Source organism: Pseudomonas sp. BT76 TE3572 (assembly GCF_050435365.1).
Lineage (GTDB): Bacteria > Pseudomonadota > Gammaproteobacteria > Pseudomonadales > Pseudomonadaceae > Aquipseudomonas > Aquipseudomonas fluorescens_W.
On the sequence record NZ_JBNDKE010000001.1, the window covers coordinates 512235 to 534781 of the forward strand.

The window sequence follows — 22547 nt, forward strand, 5'->3', positions numbered from 1 at the left end:
AGTAGACGCGAAATGAGAACGTGTTTCTCGGTTCGATTTTTTTTAAATACCTTGCATCTAGGTGGTTATTTCGACGCCCTCTGCTTAAATATTTATGGCGAAACAAAAAAAGGTAGGAAGACATGAAAGGTGCCAGCGTGATAGGACGAGTGCTTGTTGGGGGGCTGTTGTTAGCACCTCTTCACATTGGGAGTATCTCGGTGGCTGCTCCTACGTCATCAGGCGCGGAGGGAGAAACCACCATTACATTTGAACTTGCAAACGCAGTACTCAACGAATCCAGCATACAGGTAGCCAATGGAGTAGAAGTGTTTGCGAGCGACTGGCCGGCACTAATCATTGCTAGTTTTGAGGAGCAAACTATCTTTGGTAAGCGGCAAGGGAGCTGTACAGCGTCTTTGGTTGGGCCAAATGTTGCTCTTATGGCAGCACACTGTGTAGATCCCAAAGGGGGTGATCTCAACGACGTTACCCCGCTCACACCATCGCTTCGTGTTGGTGATCGTGTTATTCCTTTTCGATGTGAAATGCATCCTGATTACAGCAATCGTCCTCGGATGGCGTACTCGCCGAGGGGGAGTGAGGACTTTGCACTTTGCGTTCTCGAGGATAACGGCAACCGTCCACAAATTCTCAAAACAATGCAATTTGAGGTTGTCGATGACCAATCTAAACTGGCACCTGGCACACGGGTTCTCTTGACAGGGTACGGTTGTGAGAGTTTGCGGATTGTGGATGGCAGACCGCAAGGCACTAAAGCAGATGGGAAGCTTCGATTAGGGAATGTGGAGATTGATAAAGGGCCGGCTTCCATTCCTGGGGCCCCGGCGTATGTAACCATTCGTTCGAAATCGAATGTAGAGCCAGCATTGTGCCCTGGTGACTCCGGAGGGCCTTTGCTTTCCGGCATCACAGCTGAACATGCCAACAAACCTCGGCGTATCCGCGGGGTGAACTCAAGTATTTCGGTAACTGGAGATGTGTTCATCTCCAGTATTGCAGCGACAGGTACGACTATTTTTCGAAACTGGGCCGACCGTTGGTTGGTAAAAAACGCAAAATTCAAACCCGAAATATGTGGATTGAATGTTAGGGCTGGAGAACGTCAATGCAGGTACTAACCTGCACGGTATTTGCCTGTGCCATCTTCGCTGTATTACCTGCAGCAGCTCAAAGCGAGCAGGAAGATCGTTTCTTGACGTTACGGGCGGTCGGACCACACGTGACCGACGAGATCATACAACGTGTTGCAGAGCTTGGAGAGCCTGTCGTGCTGAACACTTCGCAGCACTTCGATGATCAGACAAGCACTCCTCGACACATCATTACCCAGCTGTGTGGGAGCATTCGTGACGTCTACGTGTCCGAAGCTGCGCGAGCCAACGACTTGCTAAATTTACCTCTGGACGAACCGCTCGGGCAGAAAGCCAGTTCGTTTAAGTGGCCTGCTTGCTTATATGTGCGTTCTACTCCGGAGCAGATCGAGGTGAAGCCAGGTGACACGGCTTACGACTTGTATCAAGCATACACAGGGGGAGGTGGCTCGCCTAAGGCAATTGCCCGGTTCTTTGATACGCCAATTCGAAAACTTAAATGGATACAACCTGGTACTACTCTTCAAGTACCGGCGTTTACTCGAACAGTACCGATCACTGCCCGCGATGGTCAGACAAACGAACTTTTGATGGAAATAATCAGGCTTGACCCAACGGGCAAGATGGTTAGAGATAACCCTCCAAGTGTTGAGGGTGAGATTGTGTTAGGGATGTCGGACGGCGCAACAGCGGCCGGTGGCGATTGTGAGGGCGCTCCCGAACTGCCTGACGCTGAGGCGATCGTAAATGCCTACCGTTTCGCGAAGTCTATAGCAAGTAGTGATGACATCAACATAGCGGGTGGGCGCGCCGAACTTGCGGTTGTGGATAATGGCTTCTTTGGTGCCCACCCTGTCACTAATTCAAGCAACAATCCGTTCGATGGGAGCCCCTTCAAACGCGCATACTTCAAATATGATCCTGACTCCACCATTGCCTCGTCCATGAAGCTCGGAGAGACAATATACCCACTCAACTATGCTAATGGGGTTGAGCCGGACCTGGAAAGCGGTCACGGTACGCATGTGACAGGTCTGATGCTTGGCGGACCAGCCTTTCGTCAGCATATAGATAAACTAGGGCCTGAGCCTTGGGCCTCAATTACTGTGCTTAATGTGGGGCGCGGAAAACGCAATTTAATTAAAGGCGCTTATGAGTTTTTGTTCCGACTTCTGGCCGATGGCGCTTGGCGAATCGTGAATCTTTCTATAACTCATGACGGACGTGCTGATCGACGGGTCGGTCCTAGCTATGGGAACCTGTTCGAAATGGCGCCTAATTCACTTTTTGTCGTAGCAGCGGGCAACAACTATGGGCTTGATGTTCGCGATCGCGGGATCTTCCCCGCTGCCTACGGCGGCATTGATAGATCCAATGTCATCACCGTCGCAGCCATAGACCGCAACGATCACCTGACCAAATTCAGTAACCGAGGCGGCCAAGCTGTAGATCTGGCGGCTCCAGGCTGCCGAATCAGTTCCTGGATCGCTTACGACAAACCAGCGGTGACCATGAGTGGCACTTCTCAGGCGGCTCCCGTCGTAACCTTCGGCGCCAGCCTCTTGCGGTCTATTGCGATCAAAGCTCGTCCGGCCACGCTGAAGAATAGGTTAGTAGCTAGTGGAGACCTATTGCCTAGTAGCGAACGCCGAGAAACTGCGTTCGAGGTGAAAATAAATATTCCTCGTGCGTTGTTATGGTTTCACGACGAGGTTGAGGTTGAGGAGGATGGGACTGTCCGTCGTTTGCTTGGCTCAATTCAAAGTATGGCCCCATTGGCTTGCAAGGAAGAACAACGTCAGATTGAAAAAAGCATAGAGGACATGTTCGCTCTTAAGCGCATCGAAGGCGTCTCATATTTCTATGGCGGGATGCTCACCCGAAAGGTGCAGAGTCCTTGCAAAGTAATCGATGTGGCTGGTGCCAGTGTGGCGTTCTCGGCAACGCATGAAGTTTTTTCTGATGGTCGCATAGAGCCTCTGAAGGCGATGATCGAACAAAACTGGCCGCTTGTTGCAGTACGCCAGCTCGTCGCCCGAACCCCCCTGACCGAACTCCAGTGAGCCATGGGAGGCCCACACAATGAAGCGACGCGATCTGATGTTGTTGGTGAGTGCCAGTACGGTCATTGCTGCTTGCGATCCCATAACGCGCCTAGTTTCACCTGCATCAAACCGCCAGCGGCCGCCACTGATTGATGTCCACGCTCATGTGTTCAATGCAAGCGACCTCCCTACCGTACGTTTTATCAAAATTGTATTTTTAAAGCACTATCCCAAACAGGCAATCAGTGTTTTAAATGTTGATGATCCCGACGCTATGGATCAGCTTGTTCAACTGTTCACGTATCTTGTAGGAAGTACTCGTGCTCCGACGGCGTTCGAAGAAGTGAAGGTGCTGGACAATGAGCAGAAGCTGGTCGCAGCTAACGCTGATCCAGCGGAAAATGACAAGGCAATGATCCGTGCACTTGCGGTTTTCACACAGGATCAGGGTGTGGCAGTCAGCGGGGATGGTAGTTCCATAAACCTCGATAAAATCAAACGCGCGATAAGAGAGGCTGGAAAATCAAATCAGATCAGCGTATCTAGCGAAAGTTTAAACGAAGCTGACGCAGCTACCGTAATGGCGTCTAACGCCTATTACTCATTTGACTTGGGCTTGGTGCTTCGTTGGTTTGGCCTATTCACTCGGTACCGGTACTCACTTGCTGAGCAGCTTGCGCGGGATCACGAAAAACAAGGGTTTACTGTGTCGCTTATCTGTCCGGCACTTGTGGATTATGACCATTGGCTTGGAGAATACGTAAAAGGTAAATATGCCTCTCCTTTACCCGACCAGGTCATTGCAATGGGGCGTATCTCTCGCCGCAAGACCGGACCAACAGTACATGGTTACGTTGGTTTTGATCCGCTACGTCAAGTGGCTTTTGACGCAGGTATTTTCAAGGACTATAACCCGCTTGCTTTAGTTCGCAAAGCACTTCGCGAGGAAGGCTTCCTCGGAGTCAAACTATACCCTCCAATGGGTTTCAGAGCGATGGGCAATGCAGATCCATGTCAGACGTACCCAGGAGAGAAGAGCCGAGTCGTCAAGCAACTCCTTGCACTTGCTCCTGACGACACCGCCACCACTGTGCAATGCAAACCTCGCCCGCTCCGCGGTTCACAGACATTGGGACGCCATTTGGACTCGGCAATGGCCAGGCTATTCGACGAGTGTGTAAAGGAGGATGGAGTCGTTTTGGCGCATACTAACGACAGTAATGGATCAAACGTAGGCTTTAGTCATCGTGCTGACCCTTACTATTGGATTGAAGTTTTTGAACGTTGGCCGACACTCCACGTTGCGTTAGCTCATTTCGGGTCGTTCAACGCGGAGTCTGCAGGCAAACCACTTGGGGCTTCTGGTGCGGAAGCTTCATGGGAGTGGACACTTGGGCGCTTTTTGAAAAGCAACCCAAACGCACCAGTTTTTTCTGATATCAGCTACTTAGTGGAAATCGTGGGGCGCAACCCCTCTGATCAGGATAAATACGACAAAGTAGTGCGATCCTGGGTAAGCACATTCGATCCTGAGTGTCGTCACCTAATGTTCGGCACGGACTGGATGATGCTGGGGTTGGACAAGTCATATGAAGGTTATACGGAGCAAATATACGGGTACTTTAAAAACCGTATCGGCTTCTCCCAACCAATGCTAGATAGACTTTTTGCTGGTAATGCCGGCACGTTCCTTGGTCTACGAAAAAACGATAGAGTTCGTGAGAGACTGTTGCAGTTTTACCGACGCTATCAAATACCAGAAAACCGGCTTCCTGAAATTTCAGTTACTTAGGCGGCATCGCGAGGAGTTACGGTTTTTTCGAGGTCTAGGTATTAGTTATAAACCAGCAAGCCTTTGCGCGGTGTGGCTTATCAATCAGTCGATTATCTGGGTCGGTACGTCCATTAATGGGTATTTCTGGGTCTCGTTTTCCAGAATTTTTGGCCTTACGAATTAATCTCTGAGCATCACCCCCTGAGTTTGTTGGCAATTGTCTGAAGTCCACTACTTCAAATTGTCTTCGTCCAATATTCCTCACGGGTTCGCCACAAATACTTCTTGAAGGATGAGGGCTCACCTTTTGTTTGAGCCAATCTGCTCTACGCTTAAATTTCCAGAAACTCGTTATGAGGATGCGGACATGCGGTTGATCGCCAAGATTCCACCACGGAAAAATGAGCCTGAGTGTGAGATTTGGGAAGATGATGATTTAAGGGTCTTTTACACTGCAGATGCAGATATTGATGCCGACGGCGCAAATGGTCAGAACGGGGCATTAGCTGCTTACATGATTGGGGATCAAGGTAGTGACTACCTCGAAAATGGCGGTATGTATGAGAAAAACGGTAAGGTTTATTGTACCGAGCAAGGAAACGACGATATCGCTATTCTTGATGATGACGGTCATCCGCGAATTTATGCAGGGGGCATTGTAGGATGCAAAACATCATACAGGGACCCAGCTAAATCGGAATCTGACCTGTCCGCATATGTGGATGCGGCGACCGTTCCTTATATCGTAGTTCCAAAACAGGTGGTCCGAAATACCCAGGGCATTGTGCTCGGTTGCCTCGCTCGCGCTAGCTACAAGGGAAAATCCGTTGACTGCGTTGTCGCGGATACCAGTTCAGAAAAAAAAGTGGGCGAGCTAAGTATCGCTGCCGCAGAGGCTTTGGGCATCAAATCCAGCCCTAGGAATGGAGGTACAGACGACCCCAATATTTTGTATGAGCTCTGGCCGGGAATCGCCGCGCCGGATTTTGTTCTGATCAAATCATAATGCCCCTTGTGGAACGGCGTTGATGGCGTTGCACGGGGATAGATTCTGTGAGAACTGAGCACTGCTCGGCCGTCTATTCGAGCTGGAGAGCCGAAAGGAACTGCGACAAGGCATAAAGGGGATTGAGTAATGGGCTATTTAGAGCAAGGTTTGAACCGAAATGGTCGGCGCCCGGCCGGCCGTTTGCAGGCTTCAACCAAAGTCGAAGTTGTCGGTATCGAGGTTACCCAGGCCATTCAAAACATGAAGCATGAGGTACGGCTTTTCGAAGGGAAAGCGACTGTAGTGCGAGTTTATGTTGATCCAAAATCCCTCAAGAGGAACACACGGGTTAGAGGCGAACTTGTAGTGGCTACCGGACCGGGGGCGCCCGGTAGATACATATCCTCAACAAATGAGATTGTACTTCGCTCGTCGCTGCATCCCTCCATTGCTGAGCAGCGCCGTGATGCGAATCTCTCCTTAAACTTCCTAGTACCTGAGCCGCCATCTGGGTCAATGTATCTCCAACTGAAGAGAGTCTCGGTGGTTTCAAGCGGCGAGGATATGCCTATCCTCGCTGGTGGAAATTCGGTGAGTGTCGACTTCGTTCCTGGGCCTGTTCTTCGGGTACGTGTACTAGGGATTCGCTACACTGACACCGGATCTGGCGCGCCCAAGAAACACGCACCTGACGTTATTCATTTTGACTATCTACGCTCATTTTTAAGTCGCTCCTATCCAGTTTCGCGTATCGAGTGGTCACAGTCTGTAGTAGATAGCCCTCCCAACTTTGTCCCCCCCTTCAGCGCGCCACTGCCTGATGACTCTGACCCTCTATGGGAGGCCCTGCTGCAAATGCTCCATCAGCAGATGCTCAGTATCAGGCAAGCAGATGTTGATGCCGGTTGGGATCCACGAACCCACTACTATGGTCTGGTTTCCGATGATTCAGGCTTCTTTCGTGGGGCCGCTAATCTTGTACCGAGTACACCGGCACCTAACACGGTTGCGGTGGGGCCTTGCGGTAGGCCGGGTGAAGGCTACTGGGATAAAGACGGGTCCTTTGGTGATTGGTACGCTGCTCATGAACTGGCCCACACGTTTGGACGTAATCACCCGGGTTTTTGCGGGCAGGGAGTTTTCGACCCTGACTACCCGCATGCCGAAGGGAAGATCTCAAGTGAAGCTGAGGACTGCATTGGGTTCGATGTTGGGGATCCCAGTCTCGGTATTCCCATGCAAGCTTGCCCCCATGAGCAGTGGGCGGATTTCATGACCTACTGTGATTGGCAGTGGATCTCGAAGCACACATATGACGGTCTGCATCAGCGATTGATAGATGAAGACCAGCTGTTTAGCCCAGAGCAGTGAGTCAGGGAGGTACGATGAGAAAGATGGAATACGGTGATTGGGCCCAGGTAATCGGGACTTTTGATCTTGCTACCCGCCGCGGCGAAATCCTGTCAATGCAACCCGCCAAGGTTGCGTTCACTTCCATTGAGGGTGGTGAGAATCGCGTTCGGATAAAGGGGCTGGATGAGGACGGCAAGGTTCTCTTTGACTTGGCCGTCAACCCTATGACCCCTTCGTGTGGCAATACCGGGACGAGTCGGATGTTCGAGGAGTTCGTTCCCGTTCAGGAACAGTTGAAGGTGGTTCGCCTGTATGTCGACGGCGCAGAGGCTGCAATCTATGCGCCAGGTATGGCGCAACAACACTTGAAGCTTTTCCTCGCGAATCCGCTGGCCGACAAACAGCATCGAATACCAATCGACGCCGAGGGTGCACCACCAATTGAAGCGAACGTGACCTATCTGCTGCAGGTGAAGCCAGAGGGTGATAAACGTTGGCACACCATGGCGACCGGCATGGAACGACCTGATGCCGTTGAGGTGGATGTTAATCAGTTCCCCGGAGCTAAGGCGCTTGAAATAAGGATTTTGCGCACAAACGGTTTAGCAACCACCACTGTTCTGGAGACCAGGCGAGAGTTCTGACTCCGCTTTGAGCACCCATGCGATTGTAATGGTTGGAGTCGAGTATTTATAAACCCTTAATGAGGACTTCAATTCAACCTACGATTGGCTTGGTGGGGGGAGACGGTAGTCCGGAGCCGCTTCTTGCGTCACCAGTACCGTTCTCAGCTCTCGTAAGGCTGGCAACTCGCGATAGCCGCGACCGACTAAAGCGTGAGTCGGGGGAATTTCGTACCTACGGGGGCGACAGGGAACGCGAGGTTGTTGCTGGGCTCAATTTAGATAACGCTGAGTGGCGTGGACTATCAATGTCGCTAATTCGAAGGACGCCAGATTTAAGTTTCGGCATGCCACGGACGTTCTCTCGTTAGCTGATAAGGCGGTAGAGCTTCGGGGAGCCCGGACAGTCAGACAGGAAGGAAGGGCTAGGTCCGCTATTGGCCCAGAGTGTGTGAAAAACGTTGAGATCAGTTTTGCAAAGCCCGCCAACCAGAAGTGTGATGAATGGGTGACCTACGCTCATAAGGTTGACGGCGAAGATGCCATGATTGGCCTCGAGAGCATGAAGGATTGGGACAGTATGTGCAGCGACGGACAGCAGCCACCAGCTTGAAACGCGTAACGAAGCCCGCCTAAAACTTTAGGCGGGCTCAAATTAATCCATGGGACATGGGGCTAGAATCAGTAGGCCGGTAGGCTAGCCCGCAATCGTCTCATTAGCCTGGCTGCGACATCCGGGCATTTCGATGCACGCAAGCCTTTTCGGTTTCAGACTTAAAGGCAGGAAAATTCATTTCCCGCATGATTCTTCCAATCTCAAATACGGCGGCTTTTCGCACATCCGTGACGGCTGCCGTTTTTTTTCCAGTGCGCGTATCGAAATAGTGCTTCCCGTCGCAGTGAAGATCATCAAGCAAGTACGTCATGTCATACACATAATCAGGTGTGATTTCGCCTTCGCCAGCTAGGATGCCGGCTGTGATGGAGTGATTGCCTCCATGCACGAAGCCTATGCCCCAAGGAAGCCAAAGTTCGACCCGATGGTTAATGTCTTGGCGCCAAGCCCCCTGATGAGCATTGTTCCATTTCGGCCCATCTTTAATCGTTTTGCTGGAGCCAATCGTCGCCAGCGCAGAGATGTATCGACCAACATTCCATGCCCACGGCAGTACCGTGTCGCGCGAAAGCTGCAGGCTGAATGTCATGTTATCCAAGTGCACGCCCCGCAAATCCATACCGTCAGCGGTAAACATCCGTGACCGTACAGAATCACCAAAGAAGGCATAAGCGTCGATGGTGGGTAACGCATCTTGCCCACGCTCAGCGACGCCTAACAGGTATTCAGATTGGAGCGGGCGCAGGATTGCGCGCACCAGGTCGACTAAGCCCCGCGGGTTGGTATCGGCAATAAGCCTGGCGGTTTTCATTAAGGAATCGAAGCGGGCTTGAGATCGTAATTTGAATTTTTTTGCTCGTGTTTCCGCTCTCTCTTGATGGTATCTATTCCACCAGCCCAGAAGGGAGGATCGTCGTTTGAAATTGTTTATTGATGGAAGTTCGTTGGTCATTTCAATCCTTGGAATGCGCATTTGATTGTTCATTTTCAGCCCAATGAATTGTCTCTGTATCCACCGTTTTTGCACATGGGCGGTTTGTAAAGCGTAGAGAATTATTCCCTGATATCATCGAGCCATTATTGCCGATGGTGCTGATTTTTGGCATTTCAAGAATGGAATCATCGCTTCTTGTCGAGCGGGATTACGAAAGGACCGTTTCATGAATCAGGCCGTCAAGGATGGATATTTACTCCACGTCGAACCCAGCGCCATTGATGGCATCGTGGTTGCCAGCACCTCGTTAGAAGAGTTGTTCAGATCCGAAAGAATTGTGGCCAGCGACGGCAGTCTGGTTTTCGGCAATTTGAATCTTCCTGAGTACCAGCGCCCTTATCGGTGGGGTGCCAAGCAACTTGAACGATTGCTTCAGGATCTGCGAGTGTTCTTTCCCAAGGATGTGGGTCAGCAATCGGCTTATTCCCACGATTTTTACCTAGGCAGCATCATCCTGCACCAGGTGGGAGGAAATGATCGCCGGCGTGGGCAGTTGAACATCATCGATGGGCAACAACGACTGACCAGCATGGCATTGCTTCGCTTTTTGCAGTCGAGTGGCAAATCGGTGCTTGATCTCCAGTTTTCTTCCCCAGAAAGCCAGAACCGAATTCGTCGGAATCTCGCTTGGCTGGAGGCGCAGGATTTACCGCTGGTTGACTTCAATCGAGTGAACATCAGTTTGGTGGTCACGCGTTCAGAAGATGATGCCTACCGTTTTTTTGAAACTCAGAACACCAGTGGTGTACGTCTGGGTGGGGCCGACATCATAAAGGCCTTCCATTTACGTAGCGTGCCCCGTGCCGGTCAGGATGCCTACGCCAGAACGTGGGAGTCGCTGGATGAACTCACGCCGCTGGTTGCCACACTGATGAAGTCCCGCTATTGGCAGAAATTGAAATGGCGAAATGTTGCCAGTGATCGAGAGCCGATTGCTGAGCGTGAGCAGATCGTGGAGGAATTGGCAGAGCGTACTCGTGCGGACGGGCGCGATGTGGCTTTCCGTCCTGCGCAGATCAATCACGATGTTAATGGAGAATCTTGGCAGGCAATCAAGCCAGGATATGGCATGCGCCAACCCCTGAGTACAGGGGTCAACGCCATACGATATGTACATCATTTTCATGAGCTTCAAGACCGCTTGTTGATCAAGCGTGATATGCCGGAGCTGACCTCTTTCTACCGCTATTACGATCAGCTTGTCGTGAACGCTCAAGGCAGTATGTTTCTCGGGCGATTGTATGACTGTGCGCTGTTGTTGTATGTGAATCAGTTCGGAACCTCGCAACTGCTTGAGGCAAGCGTGTGGCTGTTCCGAATGGTGTTCTCGTTACGCCTGATCAATGAGGTCAGTGTGCGTGAAAAGGGTGTCCAGAAATTTGTGCGTGAAAATCCCGTACTGGATTGGATTGCCAGCAGCTTCAATCATGAGCAGCTCATGCAGTGTCTACGTGATTACCAATACGAATTCAGCGATGTCGGTGTTCAAAGGAACAGCATCAAATCGCGCTTCATTAATTCGGTAGCCACAACGCTTAAATTGCACCTGCCCTGGGAGGATATGAAAGAAATGGCAACGGACTACGATCGGCAATTGCGAGAGGTCCTTGAATCGTTTCGCTTTGTAGACGAAAGCTTGCGTGGAGATCGTCGATGAACGCTCGTGTCCTTTCCCAAGTCCAGACAGCTGCCGCGCTTTGCCTAAACAAGGTCGAGCTGGTGATCCCCAGCTACCAGCGTCCCTATGTTTGGCCTAGCGAAGACGTCGTCGGATTGCTGGATCAGATCATCAATGCCTGCATGACGGGCGAAGACCATTACTACATTGGAACGGTACTGACGAGTCGCATCCCTCATCGCACCGGGTCTAGTGCTGCTATCACGTATGAGTTGATCGATGGCCAGCAGCGCATGACCACCTTGATGGTACTGGCGTTGGCATTTTTCGAAATATCGCCCACCCAACGGTTGAAGGATCTGGCGGTGTTGGGGACTACTCCGCGATTGGTATTTGCGATTCGTGAGGAAGTCCAGACTCAACTCGGTATTTGGGCTGGGTTGATAGCCAGTGAACAATCCACAGATCTGGAGAAGAAGCCATATCTGAAGCATCTCATCGCCGCCCACAAAGCCGCGAAGGATCGTTTGCAGATGTTGAGCAAGGATCACGGCCCCGTATGGCTCGCAGCGGTTGAGGAGTTTTTGTTCAACCAGGTTAAATGGGTGAACAACGTAATGCCTGCTGATATGGATCTGAACGGGCTTTTTGCGACACTCAACACCAGTGGCATTCAACTGGAGCAGACAGACATCCTGAAAGCACGTCTGATGGACAAGATCGTTCATCACAGGGCTTGCTATGAAGGCATCTGGCAGGCGTGTGAAGACATGGACAACTACTTCGAACGTAGTCTGCGACGTGTCTTCCCGGAAGCCGCTTGGGATCGCATGAAGTTTCCAAATCTTGAGTCCTACTCGCGAGAGATCTTTTCTCTGGAGCGCCCAGTGGAGGGGCGAGGTAACGGACTCACGATTGCTGAAATCAGCTTAAAGCGCGTGCCACGAAATGAAACTGACCCTGCATCTTCCGAAGAGACCGATGATGATGAAAACGATGAGGGGAGCGTTCAGTCGATCATCAGCTTCGGTTTGTTGCTCATGCATACCTACCGTATTTATCGACATCGACAGTGGGGTAAAGACATTGGCACTCCGCTCAACGACAGCCGCCTAAACAGCTGTTTCGAGGGTTTTGTGGACAACGCGAGCGTCGCACAAGCCAGGGAGTTTATCGAGTGTTTGTGGCAGGTTCGTTATCAGTTTGATTTGTGGATCGTGAAGTGGGTGCGTTTGGCCGAGGAGAAGGAAAAGCATCTTCGACTGACCACAATCAACAAGCGCACTGTCGGTAAATTGAGCGCCAGCCGAGCCCCTGAGTTGCACACGCCCGATCTCGCCCAACTTCAGAGCGTGCGTTATTTCACTGGTGATCGTAGTGCTCAGTATTGGTTAACCCCGTTTCTAGGGGCACTGATCGACAACCCCACCATGAACTCCAATCAGGTAGACGCGCTGTTGGAAAGGATCGACAACCAGCTGTCGATCATTCCGGATACCAGCACTCAGAAGACGGCCAGCTTCGTGTTGCTGTCGGGTGATTGTGTCTCTTCGGAGCACCTGTCACACAAGATTGCCTATCTCAAAGAACCCAATGGCACAGGCTTTGAGCATTATTGGTTCCAGAAAGTGGAATACATCCTATGGCGTGAGCGCCATAAGCTGGGCTGCTTCCAAAAGGAGTCGCTGGAGAGCTACCGAATAGCGTCAAGAAACTCGGTTGAGCACGTGCACCCTCAAAATGAAGAGTTCATGAACCGTCTTGAGGATGATTATCTGCATAGCTTTGGCAATCTGGTTCTGCTGAGTCCGGGTGAGAACTCCTCTTACAGCAATCAGGCCGTTCTGAAGAAGCAGGCGGACTTCCGGGCCAAGCCTCGTTATGACTCATTGAAGCTGGCGCATATGTTTTATGTATTGGGTAAAGGAGAGGACTGGGGACGGGAGCAAATTGAGCGTCACCGAGGGGAAATGATTGAAATGGTTGAGGCCCACTACCTGAGGTAATCGGGTTTCTAACTGATTGTTTTCCGTGACAGAGGAAGTGGCGTTGTAGATCTGGCGCTTCCTCCTCCCGAAAATTGCCACCCAGCTTCGAAAGGGTTTTCCATGCTCAGCGATCTGCGTGAACAGCTCAAGCCAACGTCTACGATGCGCGTGTACGATGCCGTTTCTGAAGCGGGCATCGATGTCAGCGACTGGCACAATATTTCTTCGAACAGATCACCAGCACAGAATCCCAATTACTGCTATCGGTGGGCATTTCAAGGAAACGACCGCGTGCTTGTGTGTCTCTGGTACGACGAACTGGATTTTCTGGCCAATGGTGTCGAATACAGAGGCAATGCGAGGGCTGAGTACAAGACTTATGACGAGAGAGCCAATGACCAGCGGGCTCCATCGCTCAAGCAACGGCTGAAGACATGGGCTGCTAGGGCGTTGCAGATGGATGTGGTCGTCAAGATTGCCCATTGGGAAGATCGGTTGGTGCGCGTGGCCTTGGTTCAAAGCAAGAGCCTCGTTCGGCGCGACGATGAGCGTGCGGCTGCTGATTTCAGGTTGCTTGATTCGGAGCCGTGGCATCTTGTGCAATACGATATGCAGACTGGCGCTTTTTTGCTGCGACGTGGCCCTAAGCCCTTACACGAAACACTCAAAGATATCGTAGTGTTTGGCGAAGAAGAGGGGGCCGCATCCGGGGCACCCTCTCAAGCGTTTCCCGAAATCACCCCGGACTCTTATGGCGTAGGAGTGGCGGATCAGTTCATTGGAAATGAAACCCCTGAGCGCACCGCGGTTTCAGCATTTGTCTGGGGGCGAAGCGCGAAAGTCAGGCAGGTGGTGTTGGCTCGATCCAAGGGGTGTTGTGAGCATTGTGGACGTCTTGGGTTTCTCAAAGTCAATGGTGAAATCTACATCGAAACTCACCATGTCGTACCGCTCAGTGAAGAGGGCGCTGACACTCCAGGTAATGTCATTGCTCTATGTCCCGAACATCATAGAGAGGCCCACTTTGGTTCTGAGCATGAAGCATTGAAGGCAAGTTTTCTCCAAATGCTTGTGGCTGTAGGCGCTTAATGCTGGCGTTTGGATTGTTGCTATCAAAGGTCAGGTGGAGTCCATTTTTGGGGAGCATACGTTGGCTTTTCCCAAGTCTTTTCAGGGAGAAAAATCGTGCAACGATTCGAACGCAGTAGTGAGCCACCGCCCAGTTTGTTGCAGAGCGTGGAATCCGGCGCTCAGCGAAAGGAGTTGGCCAACTACTTCTTTACGGATAAAGCGAAGAGGGCGCAGACCCGCACGCCGGACTTCCGGCTTGGTCTGGACGACGAGTCCGTCAAGGTGGGCCTGAGAAGGCTTTTTCGCGGTAAATGTGCCTTCTGTGAAAGTGCAATGCCTACGATGCCTTTCCGGTTTCGTCCCACCGGCGATGCTTCGCCGGTGAAGCGCAGCGCGGAAGCTCACCTTTATTACGCCTGGCTGAGTAATGCTTGGGAAAACCTTTACCCCATCTGTGAGGGATGTTATCCCAAACGGCCCGAGTATTTTCCGGTCAAAGGCAAACGAGCGGCGCTGCCCACAGAAACCCAACTTCAGACATATGTAGCCGAATCGCTCGGGCTATGGCGAGATCATCCGCCTAAGGAAAAGAATCTTCTGCTCGATCCTTGCGAGCCAAGTAACTTTGCCCTTCATCTAGCGGTCAGTCTCGACGGCTACCTTTTCCCCCATACCGAATGTGCCCGTGAAACGATTGACCACTATGATCTTAATCGCGAGGATTTGTATTCAAGGCGTGGCGCTCGTCTTAAGGAATACTTCGATCATCTGATTGAAAAAACTCTGCCCCAGATGCGCGATGGACGTGATGGACGCAATGAGTGGTCTGAGCTCTTCGATTTCGCCGGGTTGGAGTTCGGAGGGCTGTGGTATCTGATGTGCCGTGAGATTGCGTCGCTGTTGACGGGCGGCAAAGCGCACGGCATGTCATTTTCGCAAGCCCGTATTGGAGATACTCTTCAGAAGATCGCCCAAAGCAACAGCGAGTGGATGCCTCGTGAAGAGCTGGAAGCTCATGTTGACGGCAACGCGATTCGACTTTTCACTGACGATTCGCAGGTGATGCGTGGCTACATCGAAAATCCCCCCACCTTGGCCACCATTCGTCTTACAAACTTCAAAGGTGTCGAGGAATTGGAGTTGGTCGTGCCGGCGGCTCAGGCACCCACTGCCGAGTTACCAGAGCCGCTCCAGCCCGCGTTGTTGATCCTCGGGGAAAACGCCGCGGGCAAAAGCTCCATCCTCGAAGCCACAGCCTTGGCGCTGTCGTCTGATGAAGCGCGTGCCGAGCTGCGGTTGGATAGCTCGGCCTTGCTGCTCGATCCGGAGTTGCTGGGCGCGCGCTCTGCACCCCGCAGTGCGTCGGCCACGGTGCACTTGACGTTCGATGATGGCTCAACACGGACCCTGACCATCACTGGTGGACGCTACCGGATTGAGGGTAGCTCCGACTTGCCTCCTGTGTTCGCCTACGGCGCCTTCCGGCAGTACCAAAAGAAAATTCGGCGCCACAGCCATGGCAAGTCGATCATCAACCTGTTTCAGTCCGACAGGCTGCTCTCCAATCCCGAGAAGTGGCTACTGGGGCTGAAGCAGGTGGATTTCGACAGTGTGGTGAGGGTGCTTCGGGACATCCTCTCCATTGAGGGCGAATTCGAGGTCATGGAACGAGATTTCGTAAACCAACGCTGCCTGATCGTCACATCCGTCCTTGGCAACGATGCACGTAATCGCACGCCACTGAGCCTGGCGTCATCGGGTTACCGGTCGATGCTGGCGATGGTCTGCGACATCATCCAAGGGCTGATGAGCCGGCACCTCCATACCTATTTCGAAAGTCTGGAGATGGCCAGGGCGGTGGTGCTGATCGACGAGGTCGAGGCGCACCTGCATCCGCGTTGGAAGATCCAGATTATGCGAGCCCTGCGCAGTGCCCTGCCAAAGGTCACCTTCATCGCCACGACCCACGATCCGCTTTGCCTGCGCGGCATGCAGGACGGCGAAGTGATTGTCATGCAGCGGGTCGCCAGCTACAGGGGGGGCAACAGCGAGTGGCCGGTAATGGTGGAGCAGGTAGTGCGTTTGCCGGACGTTAGCTGGTTAACCATCGAGCAACTGTTGACCTCGGATTTCTTCAGCTTAACGTCCACCGACCAACCCGGTACCGAACGCGAGCTGGCGATGTTCGCCGATTTACTGGCAGCCCGGGAGAAGGGCGAACCGTTGACCGTTGATCAACAGGAGGCCTGGGGCCGCTTTGAGCTGGATATTCGGCAGGCCCTGCCGGTGGGCTCCACCGAGGTGCAACGACTAGTGCAAGAGGCGGTGGCGCAGTACCTGGAGAATCGCCGGAAAATGTCCGCCGTCAAGCTGGGCGAGCTGCGGGAGCAAGCTCGGAAGCGAATCGTCGCCATATTGGAGGAGATCTGAAGCATGCGTGCCGTCATCCGTAGAGATGCCCCGCAGCCCGATGCAATGACGGGGGATGATTCTCCGGCTCAGCGAGAGCTGACCAAGTTCAGACAGTATTTCGCTGCACCCGGTGATAGAGCGCCTGAGTTCGCGGTATACAAGTCCGACAGCGTTAAGAAGCAGCTCGATAAGCTGTTTCATGGCAAATGCGCCTACTGCGAAAGCTTTTTTGCATCGACAGCACCGGTGGACGTCGAGCACTACAGGCCCAAGGGAGCAGTAAACGAAGACGCCGATCATCCGGGGTATTGGTGGCTGGGCATGGACTGGGACAATCTTTTGCCCAGCTGCATCGATTGCAATCGCAAGCGCAAGCAGATGATGCCGGTGCTGTCAGCCAAACTACTGACACTGCAGGAGGGCCCGCGCGGTTTCAGCCATGGCGTGCTGTCGTCCAGCGGCAAGAAGGATAGCTTTCCGGTGCTGGGCACGCGTGCTGTGTTCGAAACCTCGGCTATCGCTAGCGAATACCCTCTGCTTATCGATCCATGCCGGGACAACCCAGATGAGCACCTGAGGTTCTACATCGACCGCGCCAACCTTATCGGTTTGGTCATTCCTCGATCTCATGCAGGCGCGGGGCTGCCGATTTTTGGCGTCAACGGGGCGGACGAGGCGATTCGGGCGGTTATCGATGAAGCTTTAGAGACCGGGCTAAGTCTCAAGGGCGTGGTATCCATTCATGTCTACGGTCTCAATCGCTTGGGACTGGTGCAAGAGCGCACGCGGCTTTTGCGTCAGCTGGAGTTTCTGGAGATGCTAGCTTTGGATGTCGGCTCGATGGCCCAGTCACTGGAGCCTGATCCAGCCAACCCTCAGCCCAACGATGTTCGCGATGAAGGCATCGCCCGGCGCCTTTATTTGCTCCAGGAGCAAGTTCTGCGCGAGATGGGGCGCATGGCCAAGCCCGATGCGCCGTATTCGGCCATGGTGCGGACCTGGATCGAAGGCTTCAAAGCGCGCCTGATGGGGCGCGGCGACTAAAAAATATTAGGCGATTTATCCAAAGGCGGAAAATAAACCATAAAGTGGGCCTAATGTGCATGAACGTGAGTGGCAGAACCTTCGAACGTTTTATTACTTCCTTTTCCTTTAGACGTTTCAGGCCTTCCAGAGGATTATGAGCAATACTCCGACGACCCAAGGCCAGTGGCGCTTAACAATCGCTATCAGATCGCTCGGGGTAGCAGTTTCATTTTCTTTCACTTGGCTATCTCTTTCCTGTCGAAGTTCAGTCTCAAGTTTTAACACTTGGCTCTCCAACCTCTCGCGACGATTCTCAAGTTCGTCGTAGGCCCCAGAGATAAGCGCGAGCTGTTCACGCAGGTGCGTACCCGCTGCTGCGGGAACAGAAGCCGAGAAATCACAAAGTAGGTCAGCCATTGCCAGATTGGCGGTATGTCCGATCCCCAATATTCGATAGCCTGGAAAAGACGCCAAAGCCTCTAGCACTAAAGGGTCATTGAATGCGGCGAAATCAGCGTCATCACCGCCCCCTCTGATAATAACCAAAACCTGAGCAGTGCTTTCCGATATCGCCTTGGCTACGGCCTCAGCCGAACCGATTCGGACTGGCACCGGCGTGATGAGAGAACGCTGGCTCTGGTTACCCAAAGCAGTTCTGAAATCCTCATCAACCCGTGCGTGGGTTGCTGAAGGATAAATTACAGATACGGACAGTTGATCCCGTTGAATCGGGAATGGGTGGCGTCTCGACTTTAGGCTCCGTAAGTATTGAAAATCCTGGATGACTTTACGACGCTGCTCCGTAATCTGTGTGCCTTCAAAGTGGCGAACATCAACCAACTCCAACTTGAAGGACAGTGCACCCTTGTAGACGTTTGCTACTGGGAATCCAACCACTTCCACGAAGTCGCCATTTTGAAATCCACTCATCAGACTCAGTGCGCCATCCAAGGTGACAGCGCCCTCATTTTCCAACTGAAATGCGTAGAGTTTTTGCCAGCCTTTGGTCTCGCTAGCGAGCCGCCGCTCATCAAGCAACCGTAGTGATCCACAGGTTTTCACGAGTAGATCAGGCTCTTTCCACTTCGCGAGTTCTCGACTAGCAATTGAGGTCAGTAAGTTGTCTAGCTCTCCAGCATTTAGGATAGGGATAGGTCGGTTTTCTAGGGCTGAATTCATAGCAATCCGTGTCACTCTAACGTCAAAAAACACCCATAAGCTTGGGGTAGTGGTCTTGCCGGAACTGGTCCTGGGCAAAGGTGCAAGCTGATTTTCGGCACTGCTTAAGGTTGCCTCTCCTTATCGAAAACCCTGACCAACAGTTCAGTAAAAACGCCCACTGAATTTGGCGAATGGTAGTTTCGGGGGGATGCAGCCGCGTTCGGCGTTGGCTCAGGAAATGGGTTCGCTCGAAGACCCAGGGGAGGGCAGAGGCGTGCGTGAAATTTCATTAGCCCTGGTGCCTTCAGGTCTGTATCGATTGAAAACCGAGACGCAGTTGGGATATCAACCCCCGAGATTACTGGGCACCTACGGGACTACCGAATCAAGCGGGGCTACAGCTTGGCCTATTCGCTCGCCGGTACAACTCTTTGTGTAGCCCCAGCAGGCGGCACATACCCTTCCATGCACATGATTCTGCCCCTGTAAAACAATTGTTGGAGTTACACCGTCGCGTGCAAAACCTTGTGTAGCTGTGATGGCTTCGCCAGTAGTGGATACAAACGCTACGCCTGTGCGTCCTACGTGTGCATACGTTTGCGCAAATGAATGCGCAACTTGGAGTGCATTTCCATTGCTACCATTTGGATGTGGCATCTTTTCTCCTTGGGTGACAACAACTAAATTGATGGAGCTCCGCGAGCGTAGCTTGCGGGTATCTTGATTTCAAACAGCATCATGTTAGCGGAGATCACGGCGAACAGAGTTGGGATCAGATCGTAGTGCCGGCCCCTTCAGTTTCTTTTTGGATTCCTGGAATCAGTGGCTCCGCTTGTCGCAAACAATCCTCTGCATTCGGAAGCGTTGGGTATCAAAACTGCGATGGATCTGGCCAGGGCTGATCCGTGGATGCTGCGCAAGAGATTCAGTGTGGTGATTGAGAAGACGGCGAGGGAGTTGGCGGGTGCGCCTTGTCTGGAGTTGGATGAGCCCTGATCTACCAAAGCAGGAGATTTGCCGTAGTCGAATGTTCGGGAAGCACCTCACAGAATTGCCACCGATCAAGGAGGCGGTGGCGACCTACATGATCCGTGCCTCAGAGAAATTTCGTGCCCAGGATTCGGCGGGCAAGAAGATTCGTGTCAGCATCCGAACGGGCATGTTCAATCCCGAGGAAGCCAATTTCGCGAATGGGGTAGTGGTAGACCTGCCATATCCTACCGTTAGCGGGCTCGTTCAACGGCATCCTTTATTCCCCTCTCCGATTTCGTCAACGTGCTTTTCGATGATAAATGTGCTCCATTCAAGGTATATTGCTGTTATCGAAGAACAAGAGTGAGGAAGGACCCGTGCTGTTGCTCCATATCGCCGATATCCATTTTAGATCACCGGATTGCCTCAATCCCGACCTAGACGCAGACCGCCCATACCGAACTCGTCTCGTACAAGATGTCAGATCCCGTGTTTCCGAACTGGGTCCAGTAGGTGCAATTCTTATCGGAGGAGATATCGCGTTTAAGGGGGCGCCCGAGGAATACCAAGCTGCTATGTCCTGGATTACCGAGCTAGCAGCGGTTGCCGGCTGCCCATTGGAACGCGTTTTTGTCGTACCAGGGAACCACGATGTGGATCGTGGGCTGATCCTTAGAACCCTTTCCACTCGAAATGCTCAGGCTGCAATCAAGCGTGCGCCGGATGATCGTCGAGAGCGTGAGTTGCGGAATCAAATTAGCGACGGTGACACTAGTCGAGCCTTGCTTGCCCCCCTTGCAGCCTACAACGACTTCGCGAAGCGCCTGAACTGCCAAGTTTATCTACCAGAACGCCTCTACTGGAAGCAGGACTTGGAACTTGAGAATAGCGTCGTACTACGAGTTCACGGCCTTACATCCGTAATTCTCTCAGGCGCTGAGGGGCGAGATGACACACGTGATAGCCTCTATCTCAGCCCGCTTCAGACTGTGCTTGACCCGGTAGATGATGTGGTGAACCTTGTGTTGTGCCACCATCCTCCAGATTGGTTCATGGACCAAGACGATGCCAGCGATGCATTTTGCGGTCGAGCAACGATTCATATGTTTGGGCATAAACACCGACAGCGCCTCCAGTTTGATCGCCAATATGTTCGCTTCAGTGCGGGGGCGGTAAATCCGGATAGGCAAGAACTTGGGTGGCAACCAGGTTACAACTTGGTTGAGGTGCATATAACTGGCTCGGGCCGAGACCGTCGGTTAACGGTCGCAGCGCATTTACGCCAATGGCAGACCAATCCAGACAAGTTTCGCGCAGTACTCACGCCTGAGGATGAGACAGTATTTTGCCATTCAATTAGGTTTCCTGGAGAGGAACGTGGGAACTCTCTTGCAGTGACTTCGGACGTGCCTGTTCTCCAAGTTGTCTCTCCCATCGCCGGGCAGGATTCAGAGGGAAAAGATGCTCTGGATCGTGAGCACGAAACCAACGGAGAAGCCGCCATGGGGGACGCCAGCACACGCAATCTAGTGTTCCGCTTCTGGAATCTAACTGCAAGCGAGCGTCGTGAGATCACATTACAGCTCGGGTTGATCGCGGAAGATGAGCTTCAGTTACCTGAGCCGGAGCGCTATGGGCGCGCGCTGATTCGCGCCAGCGAACGTGGCAAGTTGGACGAACTGGCCCTCGCGGTCATGCAAAGGGAGACGCAATAATGGCTGTTCCGGTGGAACCGATGCATCAAAATTTTGCTCAATGGTATGACTCTGTCAGCATGGGTGATGACACTGTTCGTCGGCACGGCCGCTGGGAAGGCCTACTGAACGTCGTTGCTAACGTAAACAGCGAGATAGTAGAAGCATTGCTTCGGTTGGCCTATGGAACCCGCCAGACGCCACTGCAATCAACCATCCAAACGATCCGTCAGCATTTTAAGACGGCGGATGAGACGTTTGAAATGGATGGTAATAACCGGGAACTTCAGGTGCTTGCCGGTGCTTGCCTAGCCGTTTTGATGGAAGACACAAACTCGAACCAAGCAGAGCGTGCCGCACTTGCTGTAACTACTGCGGCGCTCGGCAGGGGGCGAACAACCAATCTACCAATGGATCTTGCATCACTAGGAGAACAGGCGATTGACCTGCTTAGCGAGGCAAACCGCGAACGTCCTTCACTGACAACATCCAGGGAACATACCACGATTGATTTTGCGAAGTCAGTTGCGAAGGTAAATGAGCAGCCAGACTGGGCCGGTGTAGGACAAGCTTTCGAACTGGCAGCTGAAACTACGCGCACAGCGTTCAGTAGCCTGGCTAAACAGCAAACACAAGCAATCATCGCTACAGAACACTTTATTCGGGTTCAAGACGAAGAATTGCAAATGCTGTGGTGGCTCACCGGTCAGCGTAGCAAAGACTATAACTGTGCTTTCGATACTTTACCGGTCGATGCGCAGCCATTCGTGTTCGCGAGCGAATTGGCCAACGCAACAGAGTTCCTTCCTGGCCCGCCTTCAGTGAACGCCATCCTGTCACGAGCGGGTCTAAAGGAACGGAAGAAAATCGCGCTCACGGCGGCAGTTAATGCTCCTACCCCTCAGTGGCTGCAAGGGATGGTTGAAGAAATTGATCCATCGCCAGTTTCGACTCCAATCCACTATGCAATTAAGCGACAGCTGGAGATTGGTGCTGGGGATGCTTGGGTTGCGGCTTGGGCTTCGGCCACAGGCATTAATGCGGGACATTCGCTTTCACGGCTGACCTTAGGTGAGCTTTTTTATCGTGAGCGCTTGCTCATATTGTTCGGGTGAATC

Annotated in this window: 15 protein-coding genes and 1 pseudogene; 14 read left to right on the plus strand and 2 right to left on the minus strand. The window is 52.5% G+C overall.

All coding sequences use genetic code 11. The annotated features are described in order from the left end of the window. The first annotated feature begins 122 nt into the window (after nucleotides 1-122). The 6 genes from ABH912_RS02390 to ABH912_RS02415 all read left to right on the plus strand — a co-directional run bounded on the left by ABH912_RS02390 (nucleotide 123) and on the right by ABH912_RS02415 (nucleotide 7898). Nucleotides 123-1121: a trypsin-like serine protease gene (locus ABH912_RS02390; RefSeq protein ID WP_429509481.1), complete on the plus strand. Its 999-nt coding sequence runs from the start codon at nucleotides 123-125 to the stop codon at nucleotides 1119-1121. After that, the gene (locus ABH912_RS02395; protein ID WP_429509482.1) at nucleotides 1109-3157 is read left to right on the plus strand and encodes a S8 family serine peptidase; all 2049 of its coding nucleotides are present in this window, start codon (nucleotides 1109-1111) and stop codon (nucleotides 3155-3157) included. The genes ABH912_RS02390 and ABH912_RS02395 overlap by 13 nt, the downstream gene beginning before the upstream one ends. 19 nt (nucleotides 3158-3176) lie before the next feature. Beyond that, the gene (locus ABH912_RS02400; protein ID WP_429509483.1) at nucleotides 3177-4931 is read left to right on the plus strand and encodes an amidohydrolase family protein; all 1755 of its coding nucleotides are present in this window, start codon (nucleotides 3177-3179) and stop codon (nucleotides 4929-4931) included. A gap of 349 nt (nucleotides 4932-5280) precedes the next feature. Further along, entirely contained in the window at nucleotides 5281-5919 is a 639-nt protein-coding gene (locus ABH912_RS02405; protein WP_429509484.1) for a hypothetical protein, read from the plus strand. A 129-nt stretch (nucleotides 5920-6048) separates the two neighbouring features. Then, nucleotides 6049-7272 carry a hypothetical protein gene (locus tag ABH912_RS02410; protein ID WP_429509485.1) on the plus strand — a complete coding sequence of 408 codons (1224 nt, stop codon included), beginning with the start codon at nucleotides 6049-6051 and terminating at the stop codon, nucleotides 7270-7272. Nucleotides 7273-7286: 14 nt separating this feature from the next. Continuing rightward, nucleotides 7287-7898, plus strand: a complete 612-nt coding sequence (locus ABH912_RS02415; RefSeq protein WP_429509486.1) for a hypothetical protein — start codon at nucleotides 7287-7289, stop codon at nucleotides 7896-7898. Between the two features lie 695 nt (nucleotides 7899-8593). On the opposite strand, the gene ABH912_RS02420 is transcribed toward ABH912_RS02415, so the two are convergent. Next, a complete protein-coding gene (locus ABH912_RS02420; RefSeq protein WP_429509487.1) occupies nucleotides 8594-9445 on the minus strand; it encodes a DUF6710 family protein in 852 nt (283 codons plus the stop codon). 208 nt (nucleotides 9446-9653) lie between these two features. Between ABH912_RS02420 and ABH912_RS02425 the strand changes: the two genes are divergently transcribed. From ABH912_RS02425 to ABH912_RS02445, 5 genes are all read left to right on the plus strand, one after another. Next, a complete protein-coding gene (locus tag ABH912_RS02425; RefSeq protein ID WP_429509488.1) occupies nucleotides 9654-11144 on the plus strand; it encodes a DUF262 domain-containing protein in 1491 nt (496 codons plus the stop codon). Continuing rightward, nucleotides 11141-13111: a DUF262 domain-containing protein gene (locus ABH912_RS02430; RefSeq protein ID WP_429509489.1), complete on the plus strand. Its 1971-nt coding sequence runs from the start codon at nucleotides 11141-11143 to the stop codon at nucleotides 13109-13111. The genes ABH912_RS02425 and ABH912_RS02430 overlap by 4 nt, the downstream gene beginning before the upstream one ends. A gap of 102 nt (nucleotides 13112-13213) precedes the next feature. Next, a complete protein-coding gene (locus ABH912_RS02435) occupies nucleotides 13214-14182 on the plus strand; it encodes an HNH endonuclease (protein WP_429509490.1) in 969 nt (322 codons plus the stop codon). A gap of 96 nt (nucleotides 14183-14278) precedes the next feature. Further along, the gene (locus tag ABH912_RS02440) at nucleotides 14279-16594 is read left to right on the plus strand and encodes an AAA family ATPase (protein WP_429509491.1); all 2316 of its coding nucleotides are present in this window, start codon (nucleotides 14279-14281) and stop codon (nucleotides 16592-16594) included. Between the two features lie 3 nt (nucleotides 16595-16597). Continuing rightward, on the plus strand, nucleotides 16598-17620 hold the full coding sequence (locus ABH912_RS02445) for an endonuclease (RefSeq protein WP_429509492.1): 1023 nt from the start codon (nucleotides 16598-16600) through the stop codon (nucleotides 17618-17620). A 117-nt stretch (nucleotides 17621-17737) separates the two neighbouring features. On the opposite strand, the gene ABH912_RS02450 is transcribed toward ABH912_RS02445, so the two are convergent. After that, the gene (locus tag ABH912_RS02450; RefSeq protein ID WP_429509493.1) at nucleotides 17738-18781 is read right to left on the minus strand and encodes an exodeoxyribonuclease VII large subunit; all 1044 of its coding nucleotides are present in this window, start codon (nucleotides 18779-18781) and stop codon (nucleotides 17738-17740) included. A gap of 831 nt (nucleotides 18782-19612) precedes the next feature. Here ABH912_RS02450 and ABH912_RS02455 point away from each other — a divergent pair. The 3 genes and pseudogenes from ABH912_RS02455 to ABH912_RS02465 all read left to right on the plus strand — a co-directional run. Then, nucleotides 19613-19985: pseudogene (locus tag ABH912_RS02455) on the plus strand (DNA polymerase V subunit UmuC); the annotation flags it as partial. A gap of 70 nt (nucleotides 19986-20055) precedes the next feature. Then, nucleotides 20056-21450: a metallophosphoesterase gene (locus tag ABH912_RS02460; RefSeq protein ID WP_429509494.1), complete on the plus strand. Its 1395-nt coding sequence runs from the start codon at nucleotides 20056-20058 to the stop codon at nucleotides 21448-21450. Continuing rightward, nucleotides 21450-22544 (plus strand): GTPase-associated system all-helical protein GASH, encoded by a 1095-nt coding sequence (locus ABH912_RS02465; protein WP_429509495.1) that lies wholly within the window; start codon nucleotides 21450-21452, stop codon nucleotides 22542-22544. Before ABH912_RS02460 ends, ABH912_RS02465 begins: the two co-directional genes overlap by 1 nt. Nucleotides 22545-22547: the final 3 nt, after the last annotated feature.